Origin of the sequence: Dyella sp. BiH032 (genome assembly GCF_031954525.1) — a bacterium.
GTDB lineage: Bacteria > Pseudomonadota > Gammaproteobacteria > Xanthomonadales > Rhodanobacteraceae > Dyella_D.
In genome coordinates this window covers 844,555-862,610 of sequence record NZ_CP134867.1, presented here as the reverse complement: position 1 = coordinate 862,610, position 18,056 = coordinate 844,555, and the positions used below count along the sequence as shown (strand labels likewise).

Below are 18,056 nucleotides of genomic sequence, written 5' to 3'. Positions count from 1 at the left end.
TCGCGCTGACGAAAAAAAGGGCCGGCGATGCCGGCCCTCGGATGCCCGGATCCCGAGCGCTTACTTCTTCGCCTTCGCCGCCGAATCCGCCTTCAGGCCGCGATCGATCAGCATCGGCTCCACACTCGGTTCCTTGCCGCGCCAGTCGCGATACAGCTGCCCCAGTTCCACCGTATTGCCGCGCGACAGAATCATGGCGCGGAAGCGGTCGCCGTTCTCGCGCGTCAGGCCACCGTGTTCCTTGAACCACTCGAAGCCATCGTCGGCCAGCATCTGTGTCCACAGATAGGCGTAATAGCCGGCGGCATAACCGTTACCCCAGATGTGCTGGAAGTAGCTCGAACGATAGCGGGGCGGCACGTAGCTCAAGTCGATCTTGTCCTTCTTGAGCGCCTCGGTCTCGAACTTGTCCGCGTCCTGCTTCGCCGCGTCCGCGCCCAGGCTGTGCCAGTTCATGTCGAGCAAGGCGGCCGAGACCAGTTCGGTCATGTCGTAGCCCTTGTTGAAGGTGCCGGCCTTCTTGATCTTGTCCACCAGCGCCTGCGGCATCGCCTCGCCGGTCTGATAGTGCTTGGCATAGTGGGCGAAGATCTTCGGATCGGTTGCCCAGTGCTCGTTGAACTGCGAGGGGAACTCCACGAAGTCGCGCGCCGTGTTTGCGCCCGACAAGGTCGGGTACTGCGAGTCGGCAAACAGGCCGTGCAACGCGTGGCCGAACTCGTGGAACATGGTGATCACGTCATCGAACGACAGAAGGGCCGGCTGGCCTGGCGCGGGCTTGGTGAAGTTGGCGACGTTGTAGACCACCGGCTTGGTGTCCAGCAGCTTCGACTGGTCGACGAAGTTGCTCATCCATGCGCCACCGTTCTTGTTGTCGCGCTTGAAGTAGTCGCAATAGAACAGCGCCATCGAGGTACCGTCCTTGTCGAACACCTCGAACACGCGCACGTCCGGCTGGTAGACCGGGATGTCCTTGCGCTCCTTGAAGGTCAGCCCGTAGAGCTGGTTCGCGGCGTAGAACACGCCGTTCTGCAGCACGTTGTCCAGCTCGAAATACGGCTTGATCTGCGCTTCGTCGAGATCGTACTTGGCCTTGCGCACCTGCTCGGCGTAATGGCTCCAATCCCAGGCCTCGACCTTGAAGCCGCCCTTCTGCTGATCGATGACCGCCTGAATGTCCTTGGCCTCGGCCTGCGCGCGCGCGGTGGCGGACGGCACCAGGTCGTGCATGAACTTCAGCGCCGCGTCCGGCGTCTTGGCCATCTGATCCTCGAGCTTCCACGCGCCATAGTTCGGGAAGCCGAGGAGCTTGGCCTGCTCGGCGCGCAACTGCGCGATGCGCTCGATGATCGCGCGCGTGTCGTTGCCGTCGCCGTGCTCGGCGCGGTCCCACGACGCCTTGAACAGCGCCTCGCGGGTGGCACGGTCGGTCAGACTCTGCAGCTGCGGCTGCTGCGTGGTGTTCTGCAACGGCAGCACCCACTTGCCGTCGAGCTTGCGGTCCTTCGCCGCCTGCGCGGCGGCGGCGATGTCGCCGTCGGACAGGCCGGCGAGCTTGGCCTTGTCGTCCACCACCAGCGCGCCGTCCTTGGTCGCGGCCAGCAGCTTGTTGGTGAACTGCGTGCTCAGCGTCGACTCTTCCTTGTTCAGCTCCTTGAGCTTGGCCTTGTCGGCCTCGGAGAGCTTGGCGCCGTTGTGCACGAAGTTCTTGTAGACCACTTCGACCAGGCGCAGCGATTCGGGGTCGAGCTTGAGCGATTCGCGCTGTCCGTAGACGGCCTCGACACGCTTGAACAGCTTGTCGTTGAGATAGATGGCGTCCTGGTGGGCGGCGAGCTTGGGCGCCTCGTCTTCCTGCACCTTCTGCAGCGCATCGCTGGTATTGGCCCCGGTGACCGCGTCGAACGCGTGCATCAGGCGGGTGAGCAGCGCGCCGACTTTCTCCATCGCGACGAAGGTGTTCTCGAACGTCGGTGCCTCGGGGTTGTCGGCGATCTTCTCGATCTCGGCGAGGTGCTGCTTCATGCCCTCTTCGATCGCCGGCTGGTAGTCGCTCTCCTTGATCTTGTCGAACGGCGGCGCCTGGAACGGCAGCGTGCTGGCCGCAAAGAACGGATTGGCGGAGGGGGCTTCGGCCGCGGCAGTGGCCGGTGCCGTGGCGGCAGCGGCCGGATGGTCGCCGGACGTGGCGGCATCGTGGCCGGACTGCGAGCAGGCGGCGAGGGCAAGCGAAGTGGCGATCGCGAGAGCGCGGAGAGGCGGCATGGAAGCTCCCTGGTTCATGAAAGACTTTCGACTGTAACCACAGCCAGCGCGCGCTTCCAAGGGCCGGAAGTCAGCACCGGTCGTGGCGGGGACATCGGTCAGGCGGCGCGCATGTCGCGCAGTTTCCAGGTCGGCCCGATCAGCAAATTCATGCGGTGCCGCACGATGCTCATCGGCAGGCTGGTGATCAGGTCGACCTCGGTATGCAGGTCGGCCACACGCGCACTTACCTGTGCGGCCGGGTCGGTGGCGCCCAGGCCGGGGTCGACTTCGTCCGGCTCCGGCTGCATGGCGCGCCAGCGCTCGAACAGGGCCGGCTCGCGCAATGCGCTCTGCAGCGCCGCGGCGAAATCGTTCGGACCGGCGCCGTCGTAGCTGAGGCTCGGCTCCGGCCCGCGAGCGCGGCCCAGATCGTCGATGGACAAATAGAAATGGCTGCGGCTGGCCATGACGAATCTCCATGTAGTGAGCGTGCGCCAAGCATGCACGATGCGCGCGCAGGCCGCCTATCCGCCGGTGATCGGCCTCACATCCAGTTCACTCGCCGCCAGCGCCGGCTCGACGCCATGCGGCAATACGCCGAGGCACGGCGCCGGCAGCAGTTCGTGCAGGGACGCGAGATTTTCTTCCGCAGCCTCCATGGCCGGATCGATGCGGTTGGCGATCCAGCCGAGCAGGTGGCAGCCATCGGCGACGATGGCGCGTGCCGTCAACAAGGCGTGGCTGAGACAGCCCAGGCGCAAGCCGATCACCAGGATCACCGGCAACTGCCACGCCTTTGGCAGCCCCGACGCCAACAGGCCGGGAGCGAGGGGAACCATCCAACCACCCACGCCTTCCACCACCACGCGATCGTGGCTGGCCTGCAGCGCCTCGAACGCGTCGCGCAAAGGCGGCAGCCCGATCACTCTGCCCTCATGCGCCGCCGCCAGATGAGGCGACAGCGGCTCGCTCAGGGCGACCGGATTGATCAGCTCGTAAGGCAGCGGCACGCTGCTCGCGGCGAGGAGGGCCAGCGCATCGTCGTTGCGGCGTCCTTCGTCCGTATCCACGCAACCGCTCGCCACCGGCTTCATGCCGCAGGCGGAATCGCCCGCATGGCGCAGGGCGTGCAGCAGAGTGCAGGAAGCATGCGTCTTGCCGATGCCGGTGTCGGTCCCCGCGATGAAGACGGCCGGGATACTCATGCGGCGCACCGGCCGCGACAGGGAAGGCTTTGGCGCATGCTCAGCGCTCCTCGCGAAACTGAGCGCATAATACGGGCTTTGCCGCCGGGTTCGCCGCCATGTTCCAAGTCGCCACCGCCACCTTTGCCACCAAGCGCGAGCAATACGCGGACCTGTGCGAACAGGCGCGCGGCATCCTCGCCGGCGAACCCGACCTGATCGCCAATGCGGCGAATTTCTCCGCGCTCGTGTTCCACAGCCTGCCGGACTTCAATTGGGCAGGCTTTTACCTGTTCGACGGCACAGAGCTCGTAGTCGGGCCGTTTCAGGGCAAGCCGGCCTGCGTGCGCATCGCGATGGGCCGCGGCGTGTGCGGCACGGCAGCGCAGACGCGCCAGACCCAGCTGGTGCACGACGTGCACGCGTTCGAGGGCCACATCGCCTGCGATGCGGCATCCAACTCGGAGATCGTGGTGCCGCTGGTGAAGAAGGACGGCGCACTGCTGGGCGTGTGGGACGTAGACAGCCCGCTCGTGGGGCGTTTCGACCAAGAGGACCGCGCCGGCATGGAAGCCCTGTGCGCCATCTTCATGGAAGCGGTCGACACCGCGGCCTGAAAGGGCTGAATCAGCCGCGCTCGCGCCGCAGCAGCTCTACCACCGCCTCGCGCGCGGCCTCCACGCCGGTGCCCTCGGCGGAGGAGAACACCTGCGCGGTGGCGAGCAGGCCTTCGGCCTCGAACTGGCGGCGCATCGCCGCCAGCGCCTGCATGGCCTGGTTGCGCGAAAGCTTGTCAGCCTTGGTCAGCAGCACGTGGCACGGCAGCCCGGTGTCCTGGCAGAACGCCAGCATCATCCGGTCGAACTCCTTCAGCGGATGGCGGATGTCCACGATCAGCACCACGCCGCGCAGGCTGCGCCGGCGGTGCAGGTAGGCGTCGATCTCCTGCTTCCAGTGCTCGCGCAGCGGCTCGGGCACCTTCGCATAGCCGTACCCCGGCAGGTCGATCAGCCGGACCTCGAGCGGCGGCGCGCCCTCGCCCTGCGCCAGCGGCGGCAGCGCGAAGGCCACCATCTGCTGTGTGCGGCCAGGCGTCTTCGAGGTGCGCGCGAGACCGTGATGACCGGTCAGCGCATTGAGCGCGCTGGATTTGCCGGCATTGGAACGGCCGGCGAACGCCACTTCGGCGCCATCGTCGGCGGGTAGCTGGCTGATGCGGTGGGCGGCCAGCACGAAGCGGGCGCCCTGGAGGGGATTCGGGGCCATGGACAGGGGATTCTTCTGGTTTGACCGGCCCCGGTAGGGCAGGGATAATTCCAAGGTTTCTGCCAGTGACGGGCGCGGACCACTGCGCGCCGTACAGCCATAAGCAGTTCTTCTGGAGACAAGTGTATGAGTTTTCGGCCCGCTGGTTCCCGGCCTGCTGTACTCGGATATGCCGTAGCCCTCGTCTTCGCGCTGTCCGCCGGCATGGTCTGGGCGCAGGACGCCAAGCCCGCCGCGGCGGCTTCCTCCGCCAAGCCAGCTGCCGCAGCCTCTGCCGCCCAGCCTGCCGCCGAGAAGGCTCCCGCCGCCGAAGCCGCGCCTGCCGGCGTCAAGCTCGGCGACGCCACTGCCGGACAAGGCAAGGCCGCCGCCTGCGGCGCCTGCCACGGCATGGATGGCAACTCCAGCGATCCGCAGTACCCCAAGCTGGCCGGCCAGAGCGAGCAGTACATCGTCCGCCAGCTCACCAACTTCAAGTCCGGCAAGCGCCAGAACCCGATCATGATGGGTATGGCCGCCCCGCTGTCCGAGCAGGACATGCACGACATCGGCGCCTACTTCGCGACCAAGAGCGCCCTGCCCGGCGTGGCCGACCAGGCGCTGGTCGAGCGCGGCGAGCAGCTCTACCGCCAGGGCGATGCGAGCAAGGGCGTGCCGGCCTGCATGGCTTGCCATAGCATCGACGGTCGCGGCAACCCGGGCGCGATGTATCCGCAGCTGACCAGCCAGCACGCGCAGTACATCCAGGCCACGCTCAAGGCCATGCACGATGGCGCGGCCTGGGGCGACGACGCGCACGCCAAGATCATGCCGAGCATCGCGCAGAAGCTCGACGAGAAGGACATCGCCGCGGTCGCCAGCTACGTCGAAGGTCTGCACGCCGCTGAAGGCGGGGCCAGCAAACCGGCCACGCCCTGATCGACAACGCCGGCCCTTGGCCGGCGTTCTTGTCTTCCCCCACGACATCCTCGAGGTTCCTCATGCTGAAGCGCCTGCCGTTCCTGTTCGTCTCCATGCTGGCGATCGCCGCCTGCAGCCAGGGCAGCGACAACGGCACCGCCGCCCAGCAGCCCGCCCCCGCCGCCACGCCGGCAGCGAGCGCGTCCGCCACGCCGGCGCCGGCAACGGCAGCCACCGCCTCAGCTCCGGCTTCGGCAGGCACGGCCGCCGCCGCGCCCGACAACGCGAAGACCGAGACGCCCGCGCCTTCCGACGCAGCGGCGCCCGCCGGCAAGGCCGAGCCCTTCGTGGACGACGGCAAGTGGGTCGAGGGCAAGCACTACTTCCGCATCGAACCCGCGCAGCCGAAGGTCACCAATACCGACAAGATCGAAGTGACCGAGGTCTTCTCCTACGGCTGCCCGGCCTGCAACCAGTTCCGCCCGACCATGGTGCAGCTGGTCAAGGCGCTGCCGGCCGGTACGCAGGTGGCCTATCTGCCGGTGTCGTTCAACCCGGCGGAGAATTTCCCGATGTTCCAGCGTGCCTATTACGCCGCCGAGGCCCTGGGCGTCGCACAGAAGTCGCACGAAGCGATCTACGACGCGATCTGGAACACCCGAGAACTCACCTCCTACAAGGCCAGCGGCAATGCCCTGCGCCCGATCAGCGAACTGCCGACGATCGAGGATGCCGCCAAGGTCTACGCCAAGTTCGGCGTCGACCCCAAGGAATTCGTCGCGGTCGCCAACTCCTTCACGATCAACACCAAGATGAAGCGCGCCGATGAACTCGTGCGCACCTACGGTGTCGACTCGACGCCGACCTTGGTGGTGGATGGCAAGTACCGCTTCACCGCCGGCAGCGCCGGTGGCTACGAACAGAGCATCGAGCTGGCGAAGTGGCTGGTGGCGAAGGAAGCGGCCGGTAAATAACGATTCGTCACGGCGGCACGAAGCCGCCGGTCTGCGGAGAGAGTCCTCATGTTCAAGCGTTTCGCCCGTCTGCGCGTCGCCGCGCTGTTCGCCGGCCTGGTCCTGACCAGCGCCTGCACGGCGTCCAATTCCAATGCGGCCGCCTCGTACACCGAGGGCAAGGAATACGTCACGCTGCCCGCACCCGCCCAGCGCTACAGCAAGGACGGCAAGGTGGAAGTGGTCGAAGTGTTCTCCTACGGCTGCATCCACTGCGCGCACTTCGCGCCGAAGGCGGAGGAACTGCGCAAGCAGCTGCCGCCGGGCGTCAAGTTCAAGCTGCTGCCGGCGGCCTTCAGCGACGCGTGGCTGCCCTATGCCCGTGCCTACTACGCGGCGGAGAAGCTGGGCGTGGTCGAGAAGACACACCTGGATCTCTTCCAGAAGAAGTTCGATCAGCACTACCCGATGTCCACGCTCGACGAGCTGGCGGATTACTACGCCTCCCAGGGCGTGGACCGCGCCAAATTCCTGGCCACCGCCACCTCACCGGAGGTGACGGAGCAGATCAAGAAGGATCTGGAACTGATCCAGAAGTGGGGCGTCGACGGCACGCCGACCATCGTGGTCGACGGCAAGTACCGCAGCAACGAGATCAAGACGCTCGACCAGTTGTCGGCCCTGGCCCAGTGGCTGGCCCAGCGCGAGCTGACCGGCAAGTGATGCACCCGCGCGGGGCCGCGCCACGGCCCCGCGTTCACGTCCGGGCGGGCATGCTTGCCGGGGTTTCCCGATCCGCCGCTTCCCTCCCGCACCAATGACCGCCACCGCCTCCGCCCCCGCCGCTCCCGAACGCCGCCTCAGGCTGCTGAGCTGCAACATCCTCGCGGGCGCCAGCGTGCAGCGTTACAGCGAATACTTCACGCGCAGCATCAACGCAGTGCTGCCGGGGCGCAGCAAGCTCGACAACCTCGACCGCCTTGCCGAAGTCCTGCCCCAGTTCGACGTGATCGGCCTGCAGGAAGCCGATGCCGGCAGCCTGCGCTCGGGCTTCCTCAACCAGACGCGCTACCTGGCCGAAACCGCCGGCATGCCGTTCTGGAGCCACCAGCCGAATCGCCCCATGGCGCGGCTCGCGCACACGGCGAACGGCCTGATCAGTCGCCTGGAGCCGCGCAGCGTGCTGGATTACCAGCTGCCCAGCCGCATCCCCGGCCGTGGCGCGCTGCTGGCGCACTTCGGCGAGGGCAAGGAGGCGCTGGCCGTGATGATCGCCCACCTCTCGCTGAGCGCCACCGCGCGCGCGCGCCAGCTCGGCTTCATCGCGGAAGTACTGCAGGACTACCCGCACGCGGTGCTGATGGGCGACCTCAATACCGACACGGACAGCCCCGAAATGCGCCACCTGTTCGCGCGCTGCAGCCTGGTGCCACCGGCGCAGGCGACGCCGACCTTCCCGAGCTGGAAGCCGCGCAAGGCGCTGGACCACATCCTGACGTCCGAAGCGCTGCACCTGGAGAAGCTCTGGGCGCTGCCCCAGGCGTTCTCGGACCACCTCCCGGTCGCCGCCGAAATCCGGCTGCCCGGCCACGTCGCCCCGCGCCCGCACAAGCTACGCCGATGAAAACTTCGTTCCTGCGCCTGTCCCTGCCCTGGCTGCTGCTGGTCTTGATGGCCGCGCTCGCCGCGGCGATCCGCTACGGGCTCATCGAACCGGCGGCGGTGGGACACCTCTGCGAAAGCGCGATCACGGCGCCGGCCTGGTGCCAATGGCGCCAATGGCTGGTCCTGGGTTTCCTCAGCTACGGCTACGGCTGGGCCGCGCTCGCCTTCGCCGCGCTCGCACTGGCGTGGCGAAACCCGGCTGCGGCATGGCTCGCCGCCGCAGCCGGCCTGCTGGCGCTGCAGCTCTACTGCTACGAAGCAGGCGCCCTCGCACTGCTGGTGGGCTGCCTACGCCTGATGCGCTTGCAGGCGGGCCCGGCGCCAGGCGACCAGCACCGGCAGGGCGAGCGCCAGGTTCAGTCCCAGCCATAGCCAGGCCGTCGGGTTGAGCCCAATATCCTGCGCGACCACTGCGACGGCGAGGATCGGCACCAGCACCGCCAGGAAGCGTTCCTCGAGCCGGAATGCGGCCGTTTCGGTCCAGCCGCTGAGCCACCCGGCCAGCCCGTAGCCCACGCATGGCAGCATGGCGAGCCCCAGTGGGAAGTCGCGGTAGCGCCCATCGAATACCAGCAGCAACCCTTCCATCGCGAACAGGAACAGCCAGCCGAAGCGCAGCCAGCCACCGGGCAACGGCGCGCCCCGGCCACCAGCGATGCGGGCCGCAAGCCAGCGTGCCAACAGCACCGCCGTGACCAGCCCGCCAGCGCATCCGGCCCAGGAAAGACCCCATTCGAGCGTGTCGCGGCAGGCATAGAGCATCTGCCGGTACTGCCAGGCCAGCGCCATGCCGGTGGCGCCCCCCGCCAGCGCGAGCACGCCCCAGCCCCCGCCTTGCCGCCAGTCGCGGCGCCATGCGCCGAGCAGCAGGAACAGGAGCATGCCTGCCCCACCTGCTATCCAACCCAGCCACCAGCGCGGCTCTTCGGTCACCGGCCCGCGCATCGGGAATTTCGCCCTGGCGTGGACGTCGTAGATGCCCCAGTAGCCGCCCGTGGTGCCTTCCTGGGCACGCTTCCAGGGCTGGTCGAAGGCCTCGATCACGTTGTAGGGCATGGACACGCTGCCCGCGTACTGCAGGAATTCGCGCAGATAACGCGCTTCGTTGACGAGGCTGGCGCGCGCCGCGCGCCGCGGCTTGCCGACGCTGGGCCAGCCCGTCTCGCCGATCATCACTTCACGCCCCGGAAAGGCGCGCTTCATGTTCTGGTAGACCTCGGCCACGTGGCGCACGGCGTGCTCGGGCGGCACCGGCTCGTCCTCCCAATAGGGCAGGATGTGGATGGTGAGGTAATCCACCGCGTCGGCCATCTGCGGGTAGCGCAGCCAGAACTCCCAGACGTCTGCATACGTCACCGGCACCGAGGCGGGAATCGCGGCGCGCACCTGGCGGGCGTAGTCGGCCAGCGCCTTGGGCGACAGCTCGCCGCGCAGCAGCACTTCGTTGCCCACCACCACGCCACGCAGCACCTCCGGATGGGCTTTCGCGGAAGCGATGCCCAGTTCGACCTGCCGCGCATTCGCCACCGGATCGCGGCCCAGCCAGATGCCCATGATCACCTTCATGCCGTAGCGGCCGGCAATCTCCGGCACCGCGCTCAGCCCCTGGCCCTGCGAGTAGGTGCGCACGCAGTCGAAACGCTGCGAGAGCGCGCGCAGATCCGCGTCGATGCGTTCGGGACGGATGAACGCCTTGAGGTCGTACGGCGTCTCGCCCGGCTCGCGGAACGGCGCATACGACACGCAGGCGATGCGTGCGGAAGGCGCGTCCGGCAAGGACACCGGGCGGCCGAGCAGCCACCACCACAACGCTCCCGCCGCGGCGCAGAGCGCCAGCACCAGCCAGACCAAGAAACGCGCGCGGGGCGAAAGCGACGGCGTGGACGACATGCGCTACCTGTGAGGAGTCGGCGCCGGCCAGGGCGCTCCGGAAGCGCGCAAGTCTAGCAGGCGTGCACGCGGAGCCATGCGGCGCGCGACTGGCTTTAACGCAGGACTCAGCGGCGCTTTGACATGCTGCCGGGCTCGTCCGATTCGTCGGGGACGCCGCGACCGGATGGTCCGGCCTACACTGCACCACGATCGCCAGGCCGATCGGTACAAGGAGTTTCCATGTCCCTCCCCGCCATGCTGCGCCACTCCACCCGCGCATTCCTCGCCCTCGCCGCCGGCCTCCTGCTGGCCGGTGCCGTGCACGGGGCAGAAGCCACCGACACGCAGCGTGCGGCCTTCAAGCAGGCCTACGCCGCCGCGCGGCAGGGCGGCGATGGCTGGCGCGCGCTCGCCGGGACCCTTGCGGATTACCCGCTCTATCCCTACCTGGAAGCGGCCGCGCTCACGCATGACCTGCGCCAGCTCGACCGTGCGCCCGTCGAGGCGTACCTCAAGCGCTACCCCGACCTCATTCCGGCCAGCGATCTTCGTCGTGATTACCTGCTCGAACTCGTGCGCCGCAAGGACTGGGCCACGTTCCAGTCGCTCTACCGGCCAAGCCTTGGCGATGCGCTCACCTGCGGCGCCTTGCAGGCGCAGCTTGCCCAGGGCGGCCAGCTGGATTTCGAGCGCGATCTTGCCGCGCTGTGGTCTAAGCCCAACTTGCCCGGCGCCTGCGATTCGGTGCTTACCGCCGCTCGTGAGCAAGGGCTGCTGACCACGCCGCGCCTGTGGGACCGCATCGACCGTGCGGCGGATGCCAACCAGCAGGGCACGGTGGCCGCGCTCGCCGCATGGCTGCCCGGCGAAGAAGCACAGGCGGGACAGCGCATCGCCCTCGCCCTGCGGGATCCTGCCGGCGCCGTGGCCAAGGCCGGCACCTGGCCCGACACGCCGCGCAACCGGCAAGCGGCCATGTTGGCGCTGGAGCGCCTCGCACGACGCCAGTCGATCGCCGCCGACAGCGCATGGGAACAGCTGCGCGGCCATTTCGCCTTCACGCCCGAACAGCAGCATCGCGTGCTGTCCGCGCTCGCCCTGTTCCACGCCACCGATTTCGACGACAGCGCGCTGCAGCGCCTCGCCGCGCTGCCTGCGGCCGCACAGACCGACGCCACGCGCGAGTGGCGCGTGCGCGTGGCGCTGGCCGAGCAGAAATGGCCGGCCGTGCTCGCGGCGATCGACGCGATGACGCCCGAGCAGAAGCAGGACGGCGAATGGCGTTGGTTCCGCGCACGCGCGCTGAGCGCGCTGGGCCGCGATGCCGAGGCACGCCGTTTGCTGACCGCACTCGCGGAGGAGCCGACCTTCTTCGGCTTCCTCGCTGCCGACCGGCTCGACGTGCCCTACGGCATCTGCCCACTGTCGCTGCCGACGGACAAGCAACGCGAACAGGCGCTGCTGGCCAACCGCGGCCTGCAACGCGCGTTCGAACTCTATGCGGTGGACCTGCCGCGGCAGGCGCGGCGCGAATGGTCGCAGGCGCTGGATGGCGCCGACCCGGCCACGCTGAAGCTCGCCGCCGACCTCGCCTACCGGCGCGGCTGGTACGACCGCGCGGTGTTCACCTTCAACAAGGGCGACGCGCTGCGCTATTACGAGCAGCGCTTCCCGCTGGCCAGCCAGGACGGCCTGGTGCCGCAGGCGGCCGAGGCCGGCATCGATCCGTCCTGGGCCTACGCGATCCTCCGCGCGGAAAGCGCGTGGATGAGCGATGCGCGCTCGGGCGCCAACGCGCGCGGACTGATGCAGCTGCTGCCCGACACCGCGGCACTGGTGGCGCGGCGCAACGGCATCGCCTGGACCGGCCCCGAGTCGCTGTACGACCCGATCACCAACATCATCCTGGGCACGCGCTACCTCGCGCAGATGGCTGCGCGCTTCAACGGCGCGCCCTGGCTGGCGAGCGCGGCGTACAACGCCGGCCCCTCGCGCGTGGACCAGTGGCTGGCCGCGCGCGGCTCGCTGCCGCCCGACCTGTTCGTCGCCAGCATGCCGTTCAAGGAAACGCGCGAGTACGTCGCACGCGTCATGTCCTTCGCGGTGATCTACGACTGGCGCCTCAACGGCACGGCCACGCCGCTGTCCACGCGCCTGACCGCGATCGGCGAGACGTATCAGATACCGGATAGCCGCACGCCGCGCCGCCCGGTGACCTGCCCCGCCAGCACAGCGGCGGCCCCGGCGCCGGCCGACGCAACCACGACTGCCGCGCCGCCGGCGAACGACGCGCCGACGAATTCGCCGCAGTGACTTCACGCATACCGATCCGGAGATACGCCGATATGACCGCCAAACGTCTTGTCATCCTGGGCGGCACCGGCTTCCTCGGAAGCTATCTGGTGCCGCGGCTTGCCCTCGACGGGCACCGCATCGTGCTGCTGTCGCGCAACCGCGAGAAGCGCCGCGCACTCGCGGTGGTGCCGGGCGTGGAGATCCGCAGCGTGGATGTCTACGACGGCAACGCGCTGCGCCGGGAATTCGAAAGTGCCGACGCGGTGATCCACATGATCGGCGTGCTTCACGGCACGCGCCGGCATTCCATGCAGGAAACGCACGTAGAGCTGCCGCGCCGGGTGATCGCAGCCTGCCAGGCCGCAGGTGTGTCGCGGCTCCACCTGATGAGTTCGTTGAAAGCCGGCCAGGGGCTTTCCCGCTATCTCAAGACGCGTGGCGAGGCAGAAGCGGTGGTGCGCCATTCGGGGCTGGACTGGACCATCTACCAGTCGAGCGTGATGTTCGGCGCCAACGATGGACTGGTGAGCCGCTTCGCCGCCCTCCTGCGTACGCTGCCCGCCCTGCCGCTCGCCCGTGCGGGCTCGCGCCTGGCGCCTACGTATGCCGGCGATGTCGCCGAAGCCATCGCGCGATGTGTGGCGGACGACGCATCGAGCATCGATCGCACTTTCGAGCTCTATGGTCCGGAAGTTCTCACGCTGGGCGACATCGTTCGCGCGATCCGCGACACGCTCGGTGTGCGCACCCCAGTCATTCCGCTGCCCGATGCCCTCGGCCGCATCCAGGCGCGCGCGGCCGAACTGCTCCCGGGCAAGCCTTTCTCCTACGACAACTTTCTGAGCCTTCGCACCGACTCGGTGGGCAAGCAGGACGGTTACGCCGCGCTGGACATCCGGCCGCAACCGTTCACCCCCTGGCTGCCGGTGCTGCTGCAGGGATCCCGGCGCCAGGAGCGCCTGGACCGTTACCGCGGCATGCGCTGAGACGCACCCGCGCCGTGGCGGGCCGGCCGCGCATGGCAGAATGCGCCATGCGTATCTATCTCGTCGGCGGCGCGGTCCGCGACCGGCTCCTGCAACGGCCAGTGTCCGACCACGATCACGTGGTGGTCGGGGCGACGCCGGACGACATGCTCGCGCTCGGCTACAAGCCGGTGGGCAAGGACTTTCCCGTTTTCCTGCATCCCCGGACCGGCGAGGAGTACGCGCTGGCCCGCACGGAGCGCAAGACCGGACGCGGTTATCACGGCTTCGCCATCCATGCCGAGCCGGGCGTGACGCTGGAGCAGGACCTGGCCCGGCGCGATCTCACCATCAACGCGATCGCAATGGACGAGCAGGGCACACTGGTCGATCCGTTCGGCGGTGCGCGCGACATTCGCGATCGTGTCCTGCGGCACGTCTCGCCCGCCTTCGTGGAAGACCCCGTGCGGTTGCTGCGCGTGGCGCGCTTTGCCGCAAGGTTTGCGCCGCTGGGGTTCACCGTAGCCGGGGAAACCATGGAGCTCATGCGGCAGATGGTGGCCGACGGCGAGGTAGACCATCTGGTTCCCGAACGCGTCTGGCAGGAAACCCGCCGGGCGCTGGGCGAACCGTGCCCCTCGGCATTCTTGCGCGTGCTGCGGGAAAGCGGCGCGCTCGCGGTGCTGTTCCCGGAAGTCGACGCGCTCTACGGCGTGCCGCAGCGGGCCGAGTTCCACCCCGAGGTGGATACCGGTGTCCACGTCGAGATGGTGCTGGACATGGCCGCGCGCATCGCGCCGGGCAATGAGCTGGTCGGCTTCTGCGCCCTCACCCACGACCTCGGCAAGGCCCTCACGCCGGCCGACGTGCTGCCGCGCCATATCGGCCACGAACAGGCAGGGGTCAAGCCGTTGCGTGCGCTGGCCGCGCGACTGCGCGTCCCGACGGAGTACGCGACGCTGGCCGAGCAGGTCTGTCGCGAACATCTGAACGCTCACCGCGCGTTCGAGCTGAAGCCCGCCACCGTGCTGCGCCTGTTCGGCGCCTTGGATGCGTTGCGCCGCCCAGAGCGCCTGGACGTATTCCTGGCCGCCTGCGAGGCCGACAAGCGGGGCCGGCTGGGCCATGAGGAAGAGGCCTACCCCCAGGCCGACTACTTACGCGCCGCCCGTGCCGCCGCGGCCTCGATCGGGGCTGCCGCTTTTGTCGCCCAGGGCCTGGAAGGGCCGGCCGTCGGCGCGGCGCTGGAGCGGGCCCGGACCAAGGCCATCGCGGACATCCGCGGAAGGTCCAGATAAGGTAATCCGTTGTATAAGAGGCGAATGTCCGTCGAACCACCCCCTCGACGCGCTTTCGCATGACACGCCCCTGGAGTAGCCCCTTGTCCGCCGCCGTTTCTTCCGCTTCGCCCTTGCGCCAGCGTTTCCGTCCCCTGTGGTGGCTCGCCCTCGTGTACGTGGTGCTCGGTGCGATCACCCGCGTCGCCCTGCTCGTCATGTCCGGCCAGGGCGTGCCGCACAACCCGCTGTACTGGGCATACGCATTCGGCGTGGGCCTGGGCTACGACCTGGTGACCTTCGTCTACGTCGCATGGCCCATGGTGTTGTTCCTGTGGCTGATGCCGAATCGCGCATACCGCTCTCGCGGCGGGCAATGGGCCTTGTACGCACTCGCTACCGTGCTGCTTTATTGGCTGATGTTCGTGGCCGCATCGGAGCTGGTGTTCTGGAACGAATTCGGCACGCGCTTCAACTTCATCGCCGTGGACTACCTCGTGTACACCACTGAGGTGATCGGCAACATCCGCGAGTCCTATCCGCTGGGCCGCTGGCTGAGCCTGCTGGCGATCACCGCACTGGTGATTCTGCTGATCAGCCGCCGCGGCCTGCGTGCGCAGGATGGCGGCACGCGCTTCCTGCAGCGTGCCAAAGTAGCACTGGTGTGGCTGGTGCTCACGGTCGTCACCGTGGCCGCGTTCAAGGGCACGCTGAAGGACCGCACGGACAACGCCTTCGTCAACGAGCTTTCCGGCAACGGCATCTACGAGTTCTTCGCCGCCTTCCGCAGCAGCCACCTGGATTACTCGCGCTTCTACACCACGCTGCCGGAGGACCAGGCCTTCCGCGACGTCCGCACCATGCTCAAGACGCCCGAAGCCACCTATGTGAGCGACGATCCGCGCGACCTCACCCGCGAGATCCGCCACGAAGGACCGGAGAAGCGCCTGAATGTCGTGCTGATCAGCATCGAGAGCTTCTCGGCCGATTTCATGAAGACCTTCGGCGACGACCGCGGCATCACGCCCAACCTCGACGCCCTGGTCGACCAGAGCCTGTTCTTCGACAACCTCTACGCCAACGGCACGCGCACCGTGCGCGGCCTGGAGGCGCTGTCGCTGGCCATCCCGCCGACGCCGGGCGATTCGCTGGTCAAGGCGCACAACAACGAGAACCTGTTCTCGGTGGCTAGCGTATTCAACGACCGCGGCTACCAGTCGGACTTCGTCTACGGTGGCTACGGCTACTTCGACAACATGAATTACTTCTTCAACCACAACGGCTATCGCGCGGTGGACCGGAACGACATCGCCAAGGACGATCCGATCCATCACGAGAACGTGTGGGGCGTGGCCGACGAGGATCTCTACACGCTGGCGATGCGCCAGATGGACAGCATCCACGCGGAAGGAAAACCCTTCTTCCTGCACATCATGACCACGTCCAACCACCGCCCCTTCACCGTGCCGGCGGGCCGCGTGCCGCAGAAGAACGGCACGCGCGAGGCAGCCGTGGCCTACACGGACTGGTCCGTCGCCGATTTCATCAAGCGTGCGCGCAGCAAGCCGTACTTCGACGACACGATCTTCGTGATCACCGCCGATCACTGCGCTTCGAGCGCGGGCCGCACCAGCGTGCCGATCAACCGCTACCACATCCCCCTGTGGATCTACGCGCCCAAGCACATCCAGCCGCAGCGCGTGCACCGCCTGATGGCGCAGATCGACATCATGCCCACCGTCTTCGGGCTGCTGAACTTCAGCTACCGCAGCCGCTTCTTCGGGTATGACCTATTCCAGCTCGAAGCGGGCCGCGAGCGCGCCTTCCCCGCCACCTACGAGAAGCTCGGTTACCTGCGCGACGACGTGCTCACCGTGCTCGAACCCCAGCGCAAGCTCGAACAGCTGCGTCCGGATTACGAAACGGGCGACGGTGTGCCGGTGAAGCCTGAGGACAAGGCAAAAGTCGATCAGGCGGCCGCCTATTACCAGGTGGCGGCGCAGCTTTACAGGGACCGACAGCTGGGACGGCGCCCCGAGGACAGTGCAAAGGTGCACACGACTGAGAGCGCTTCAGCCAACGAGGCTGCCTCGATATTGCACTAATGCGGTGGGCGTAAGGACCGCGCAGCGGCTCGATGCTGTGCCGGTCCGTTTATCCCTGGGTGATGACCACCAAGCCCTGGCAATGCTGGCGCGCGTCGGCCAGGTTATAGCCGGTCGCCTTGGTCGGATTCGAGCAGGTCCGCTGGCAGAGGTACCATGTCGAGACCGCGCGCGAGCACCATGGCCTGGAATCGCTCGCCCATCTGATCGGGTAGCGTGAGCTTCTTCACCTGCTGGGCAAGGCGGTAGCGGGCTGCTTCGTCCGGGGCGGTGGCGTAGGCGTCTTCGAACGCCTGCTGCAGCCCGGCTCCGATCAGAAAATGGGCCTGGGGCAGATAGGCGGCGACGCCGAAACCGGCCTGGTTGCCGGCCTCGGCCAACGCGGTGAAATCCACCGAAGCGGTGAGGTCGTTGAGGCCCGGCAGGTACAGCGGATCGGCATGGGCATGGTGGCGGTAATGCGCCATCAGCGTGCCGTCGTTGCGGTCGGGCTGATAGTACTCGCGGCGCACGTAGCCATAGTCGATGAAGAGCATCACGCCCGCGCTGAGCGAGCCTGCGATGGCCTGCATCCAGTACGGCAACTGCGGAAGCACTTCGGAGCGGTAGCCATCGGGGAAGGCGGCATCCAGGTCACGCTCCAGGTGCCTCACCGCGCCGGACACGAGCATGTCGGCGGGACGATCGACGCGCATCAAGCGACCCTCGCCGTCCAAGGCGACGTACTCCTCATAGACCTCGCCACCACGCAGCGTGAAACGCGTGGTGGGCAGCGCATCGATGACCTCGTTGGCGAACAGCACGCCCTGCCATGCGTCCTCCGGCGGCCGGTCCAGCCATTGGACGCGCGCGAACAACGCGGGCGCGAGGGCCTGGGCGAGGCGCGTGCGCTGGCGTTCGCGCAGGTCGGCGCTCGGTTCCAGAATCAGGTAGCGGCGCGGCGCTTGCCCTTCGGCATCGAGCGCCAGCAATACCGCCTCGGCGAACGCGCCGCTGCCGCTGCCCAGTTCGAGGAAGTCGGCCTGGTCGCCGAGCATGTCCAGCACCGGCCCGAGCGTGCGCGCGACGCAACGCGCGAACAGATCGCCAAGCTCGGGCGCCGTGATGAAATCGCCTGATTCGCCGAACTTGGTCGCGCCCGCGCTGTAGTAGCCCAGGCCGGGCGCATACAGGCAGCGCTCCATGTACTGCGAGAACGGCATGGGACCGTGCGCGGCGATGGTCTCGCGCAGATGGGTCAACAGCCGGTCGGAATGGGCGCGCTCGTCGGCGCCTGGTTCGGGAAGACGGGAGAAGCTTGGGTTCATCGGTCAAGGATAGCCGAAGG

16 protein-coding genes are annotated in these 18,056 nt (G+C 67.8%); 10 read left to right on the top strand and 6 right to left on the bottom strand.

What is annotated here, in order from left to right; all coding sequences use genetic code 11:
* Positions 1–60: 60 nt before the first annotated feature.
* The 3 genes from dcp to bioD form a co-directional block, all read right to left on the bottom strand.
* A complete protein-coding gene (dcp, locus tag RKE25_RS03775; protein ID WP_311840932.1) occupies positions 61–2,265 on the bottom strand; it encodes a peptidyl-dipeptidase Dcp in 2,205 nt (734 codons plus the stop codon).
* Positions 2,266–2,363: 98 nt separating this feature from the next.
* On the bottom strand, positions 2,364–2,714 hold the full coding sequence (locus RKE25_RS03770) for a hypothetical protein (protein ID WP_311840931.1): 351 nt from the start codon (positions 2,712–2,714) through the stop codon (positions 2,364–2,366).
* Between the two features lie 57 nt (positions 2,715–2,771).
* The gene (bioD, locus tag RKE25_RS03765; RefSeq protein ID WP_311840930.1) at positions 2,772–3,452 is read right to left on the bottom strand and encodes a dethiobiotin synthase; all 681 of its coding nucleotides are present in this window, start codon (positions 3,450–3,452) and stop codon (positions 2,772–2,774) included.
* 98 nt (positions 3,453–3,550) lie between these two features.
* On the opposite strand from bioD, the gene RKE25_RS03760 reads away from it, so the two are divergent.
* The gene (locus tag RKE25_RS03760; RefSeq protein ID WP_311840929.1) at positions 3,551–4,048 is read left to right on the top strand and encodes a GAF domain-containing protein; all 498 of its coding nucleotides are present in this window, start codon (positions 3,551–3,553) and stop codon (positions 4,046–4,048) included.
* A 10-nt stretch (positions 4,049–4,058) separates the two neighbouring features.
* Here RKE25_RS03760 and yihA read toward each other — a convergent pair whose 3' ends face one another.
* On the bottom strand, positions 4,059–4,697 hold the full coding sequence (gene yihA / locus RKE25_RS03755; RefSeq protein ID WP_311840928.1) for a ribosome biogenesis GTP-binding protein YihA/YsxC: 639 nt from the start codon (positions 4,695–4,697) through the stop codon (positions 4,059–4,061).
* Between the two features lie 126 nt (positions 4,698–4,823).
* Between yihA and RKE25_RS03750 the strand changes: the two genes are divergently transcribed.
* The 5 genes from RKE25_RS03750 to RKE25_RS03730 all read left to right on the top strand — a co-directional run bounded on the left by RKE25_RS03750 (position 4,824) and on the right by RKE25_RS03730 (position 8,587).
* Positions 4,824–5,615 (top strand): c-type cytochrome, encoded by a 792-nt coding sequence (locus tag RKE25_RS03750; RefSeq protein WP_311840927.1) that lies wholly within the window; start codon positions 4,824–4,826, stop codon positions 5,613–5,615.
* Between the two features lie 62 nt (positions 5,616–5,677).
* The gene (locus RKE25_RS03745) at positions 5,678–6,571 is read left to right on the top strand and encodes a thiol:disulfide interchange protein DsbA/DsbL (protein ID WP_311840926.1); all 894 of its coding nucleotides are present in this window, start codon (positions 5,678–5,680) and stop codon (positions 6,569–6,571) included.
* A 48-nt stretch (positions 6,572–6,619) separates the two neighbouring features.
* Positions 6,620–7,273: a thiol:disulfide interchange protein DsbA/DsbL gene (locus RKE25_RS03740; RefSeq protein ID WP_311840925.1), complete on the top strand. Its 654-nt coding sequence runs from the start codon at positions 6,620–6,622 to the stop codon at positions 7,271–7,273.
* 94 nt (positions 7,274–7,367) lie between these two features.
* Positions 7,368–8,174, top strand: a complete 807-nt coding sequence (locus RKE25_RS03735; protein WP_311840924.1) for an endonuclease/exonuclease/phosphatase family protein — start codon at positions 7,368–7,370, stop codon at positions 8,172–8,174.
* Complete coding sequence (locus tag RKE25_RS03730) at positions 8,171–8,587, top strand: hypothetical protein (RefSeq protein WP_311840923.1); 417 nt, start codon at positions 8,171–8,173, stop codon at positions 8,585–8,587. Before RKE25_RS03735 ends, RKE25_RS03730 begins: the two co-directional genes overlap by 4 nt.
* Here RKE25_RS03730 and RKE25_RS03725 read toward each other — a convergent pair.
* A complete protein-coding gene (locus RKE25_RS03725) occupies positions 8,504–10,105 on the bottom strand; it encodes a glycoside hydrolase family 17 (RefSeq protein WP_311840922.1) in 1,602 nt (533 codons plus the stop codon). The genes RKE25_RS03730 and RKE25_RS03725 overlap by 84 nt on opposite strands.
* Before the next feature lie 222 nt (positions 10,106–10,327).
* On the opposite strand from RKE25_RS03725, the gene RKE25_RS03720 reads away from it, so the two are divergent.
* Genes RKE25_RS03720 through RKE25_RS03705 form a run of 4 tightly spaced genes read left to right on the top strand, consistent with a single transcriptional unit; the run spans position 10,328 to position 16,729 of the window.
* Entirely contained in the window at positions 10,328–12,400 is a 2,073-nt protein-coding gene (locus tag RKE25_RS03720) for a transglycosylase SLT domain-containing protein (protein WP_311840921.1), read from the top strand.
* Positions 12,401–12,432: 32 nt separating this feature from the next.
* Entirely contained in the window at positions 12,433–13,368 is a 936-nt protein-coding gene (locus tag RKE25_RS03715) for a complex I NDUFA9 subunit family protein (RefSeq protein ID WP_311840920.1), read from the top strand.
* Positions 13,369–13,415: 47 nt separating this feature from the next.
* A complete protein-coding gene (locus RKE25_RS03710) occupies positions 13,416–14,645 on the top strand; it encodes a multifunctional CCA addition/repair protein (RefSeq protein WP_311840919.1) in 1,230 nt (409 codons plus the stop codon).
* A 59-nt stretch (positions 14,646–14,704) separates the two neighbouring features.
* Positions 14,705–16,729 carry a sulfatase-like hydrolase/transferase gene (locus RKE25_RS03705; protein WP_311840918.1) on the top strand — a complete coding sequence of 675 codons (2,025 nt, stop codon included), beginning with the start codon at positions 14,705–14,707 and terminating at the stop codon, positions 16,727–16,729.
* A 104-nt stretch (positions 16,730–16,833) separates the two neighbouring features.
* Here RKE25_RS03705 and RKE25_RS03700 read toward each other — a convergent pair whose 3' ends face one another.
* Positions 16,834–18,036 (bottom strand): SAM-dependent methyltransferase, encoded by a 1,203-nt coding sequence (locus RKE25_RS03700; RefSeq protein ID WP_311840917.1) that lies wholly within the window; start codon positions 18,034–18,036, stop codon positions 16,834–16,836.
* Positions 18,037–18,056: the final 20 nt, after the last annotated feature.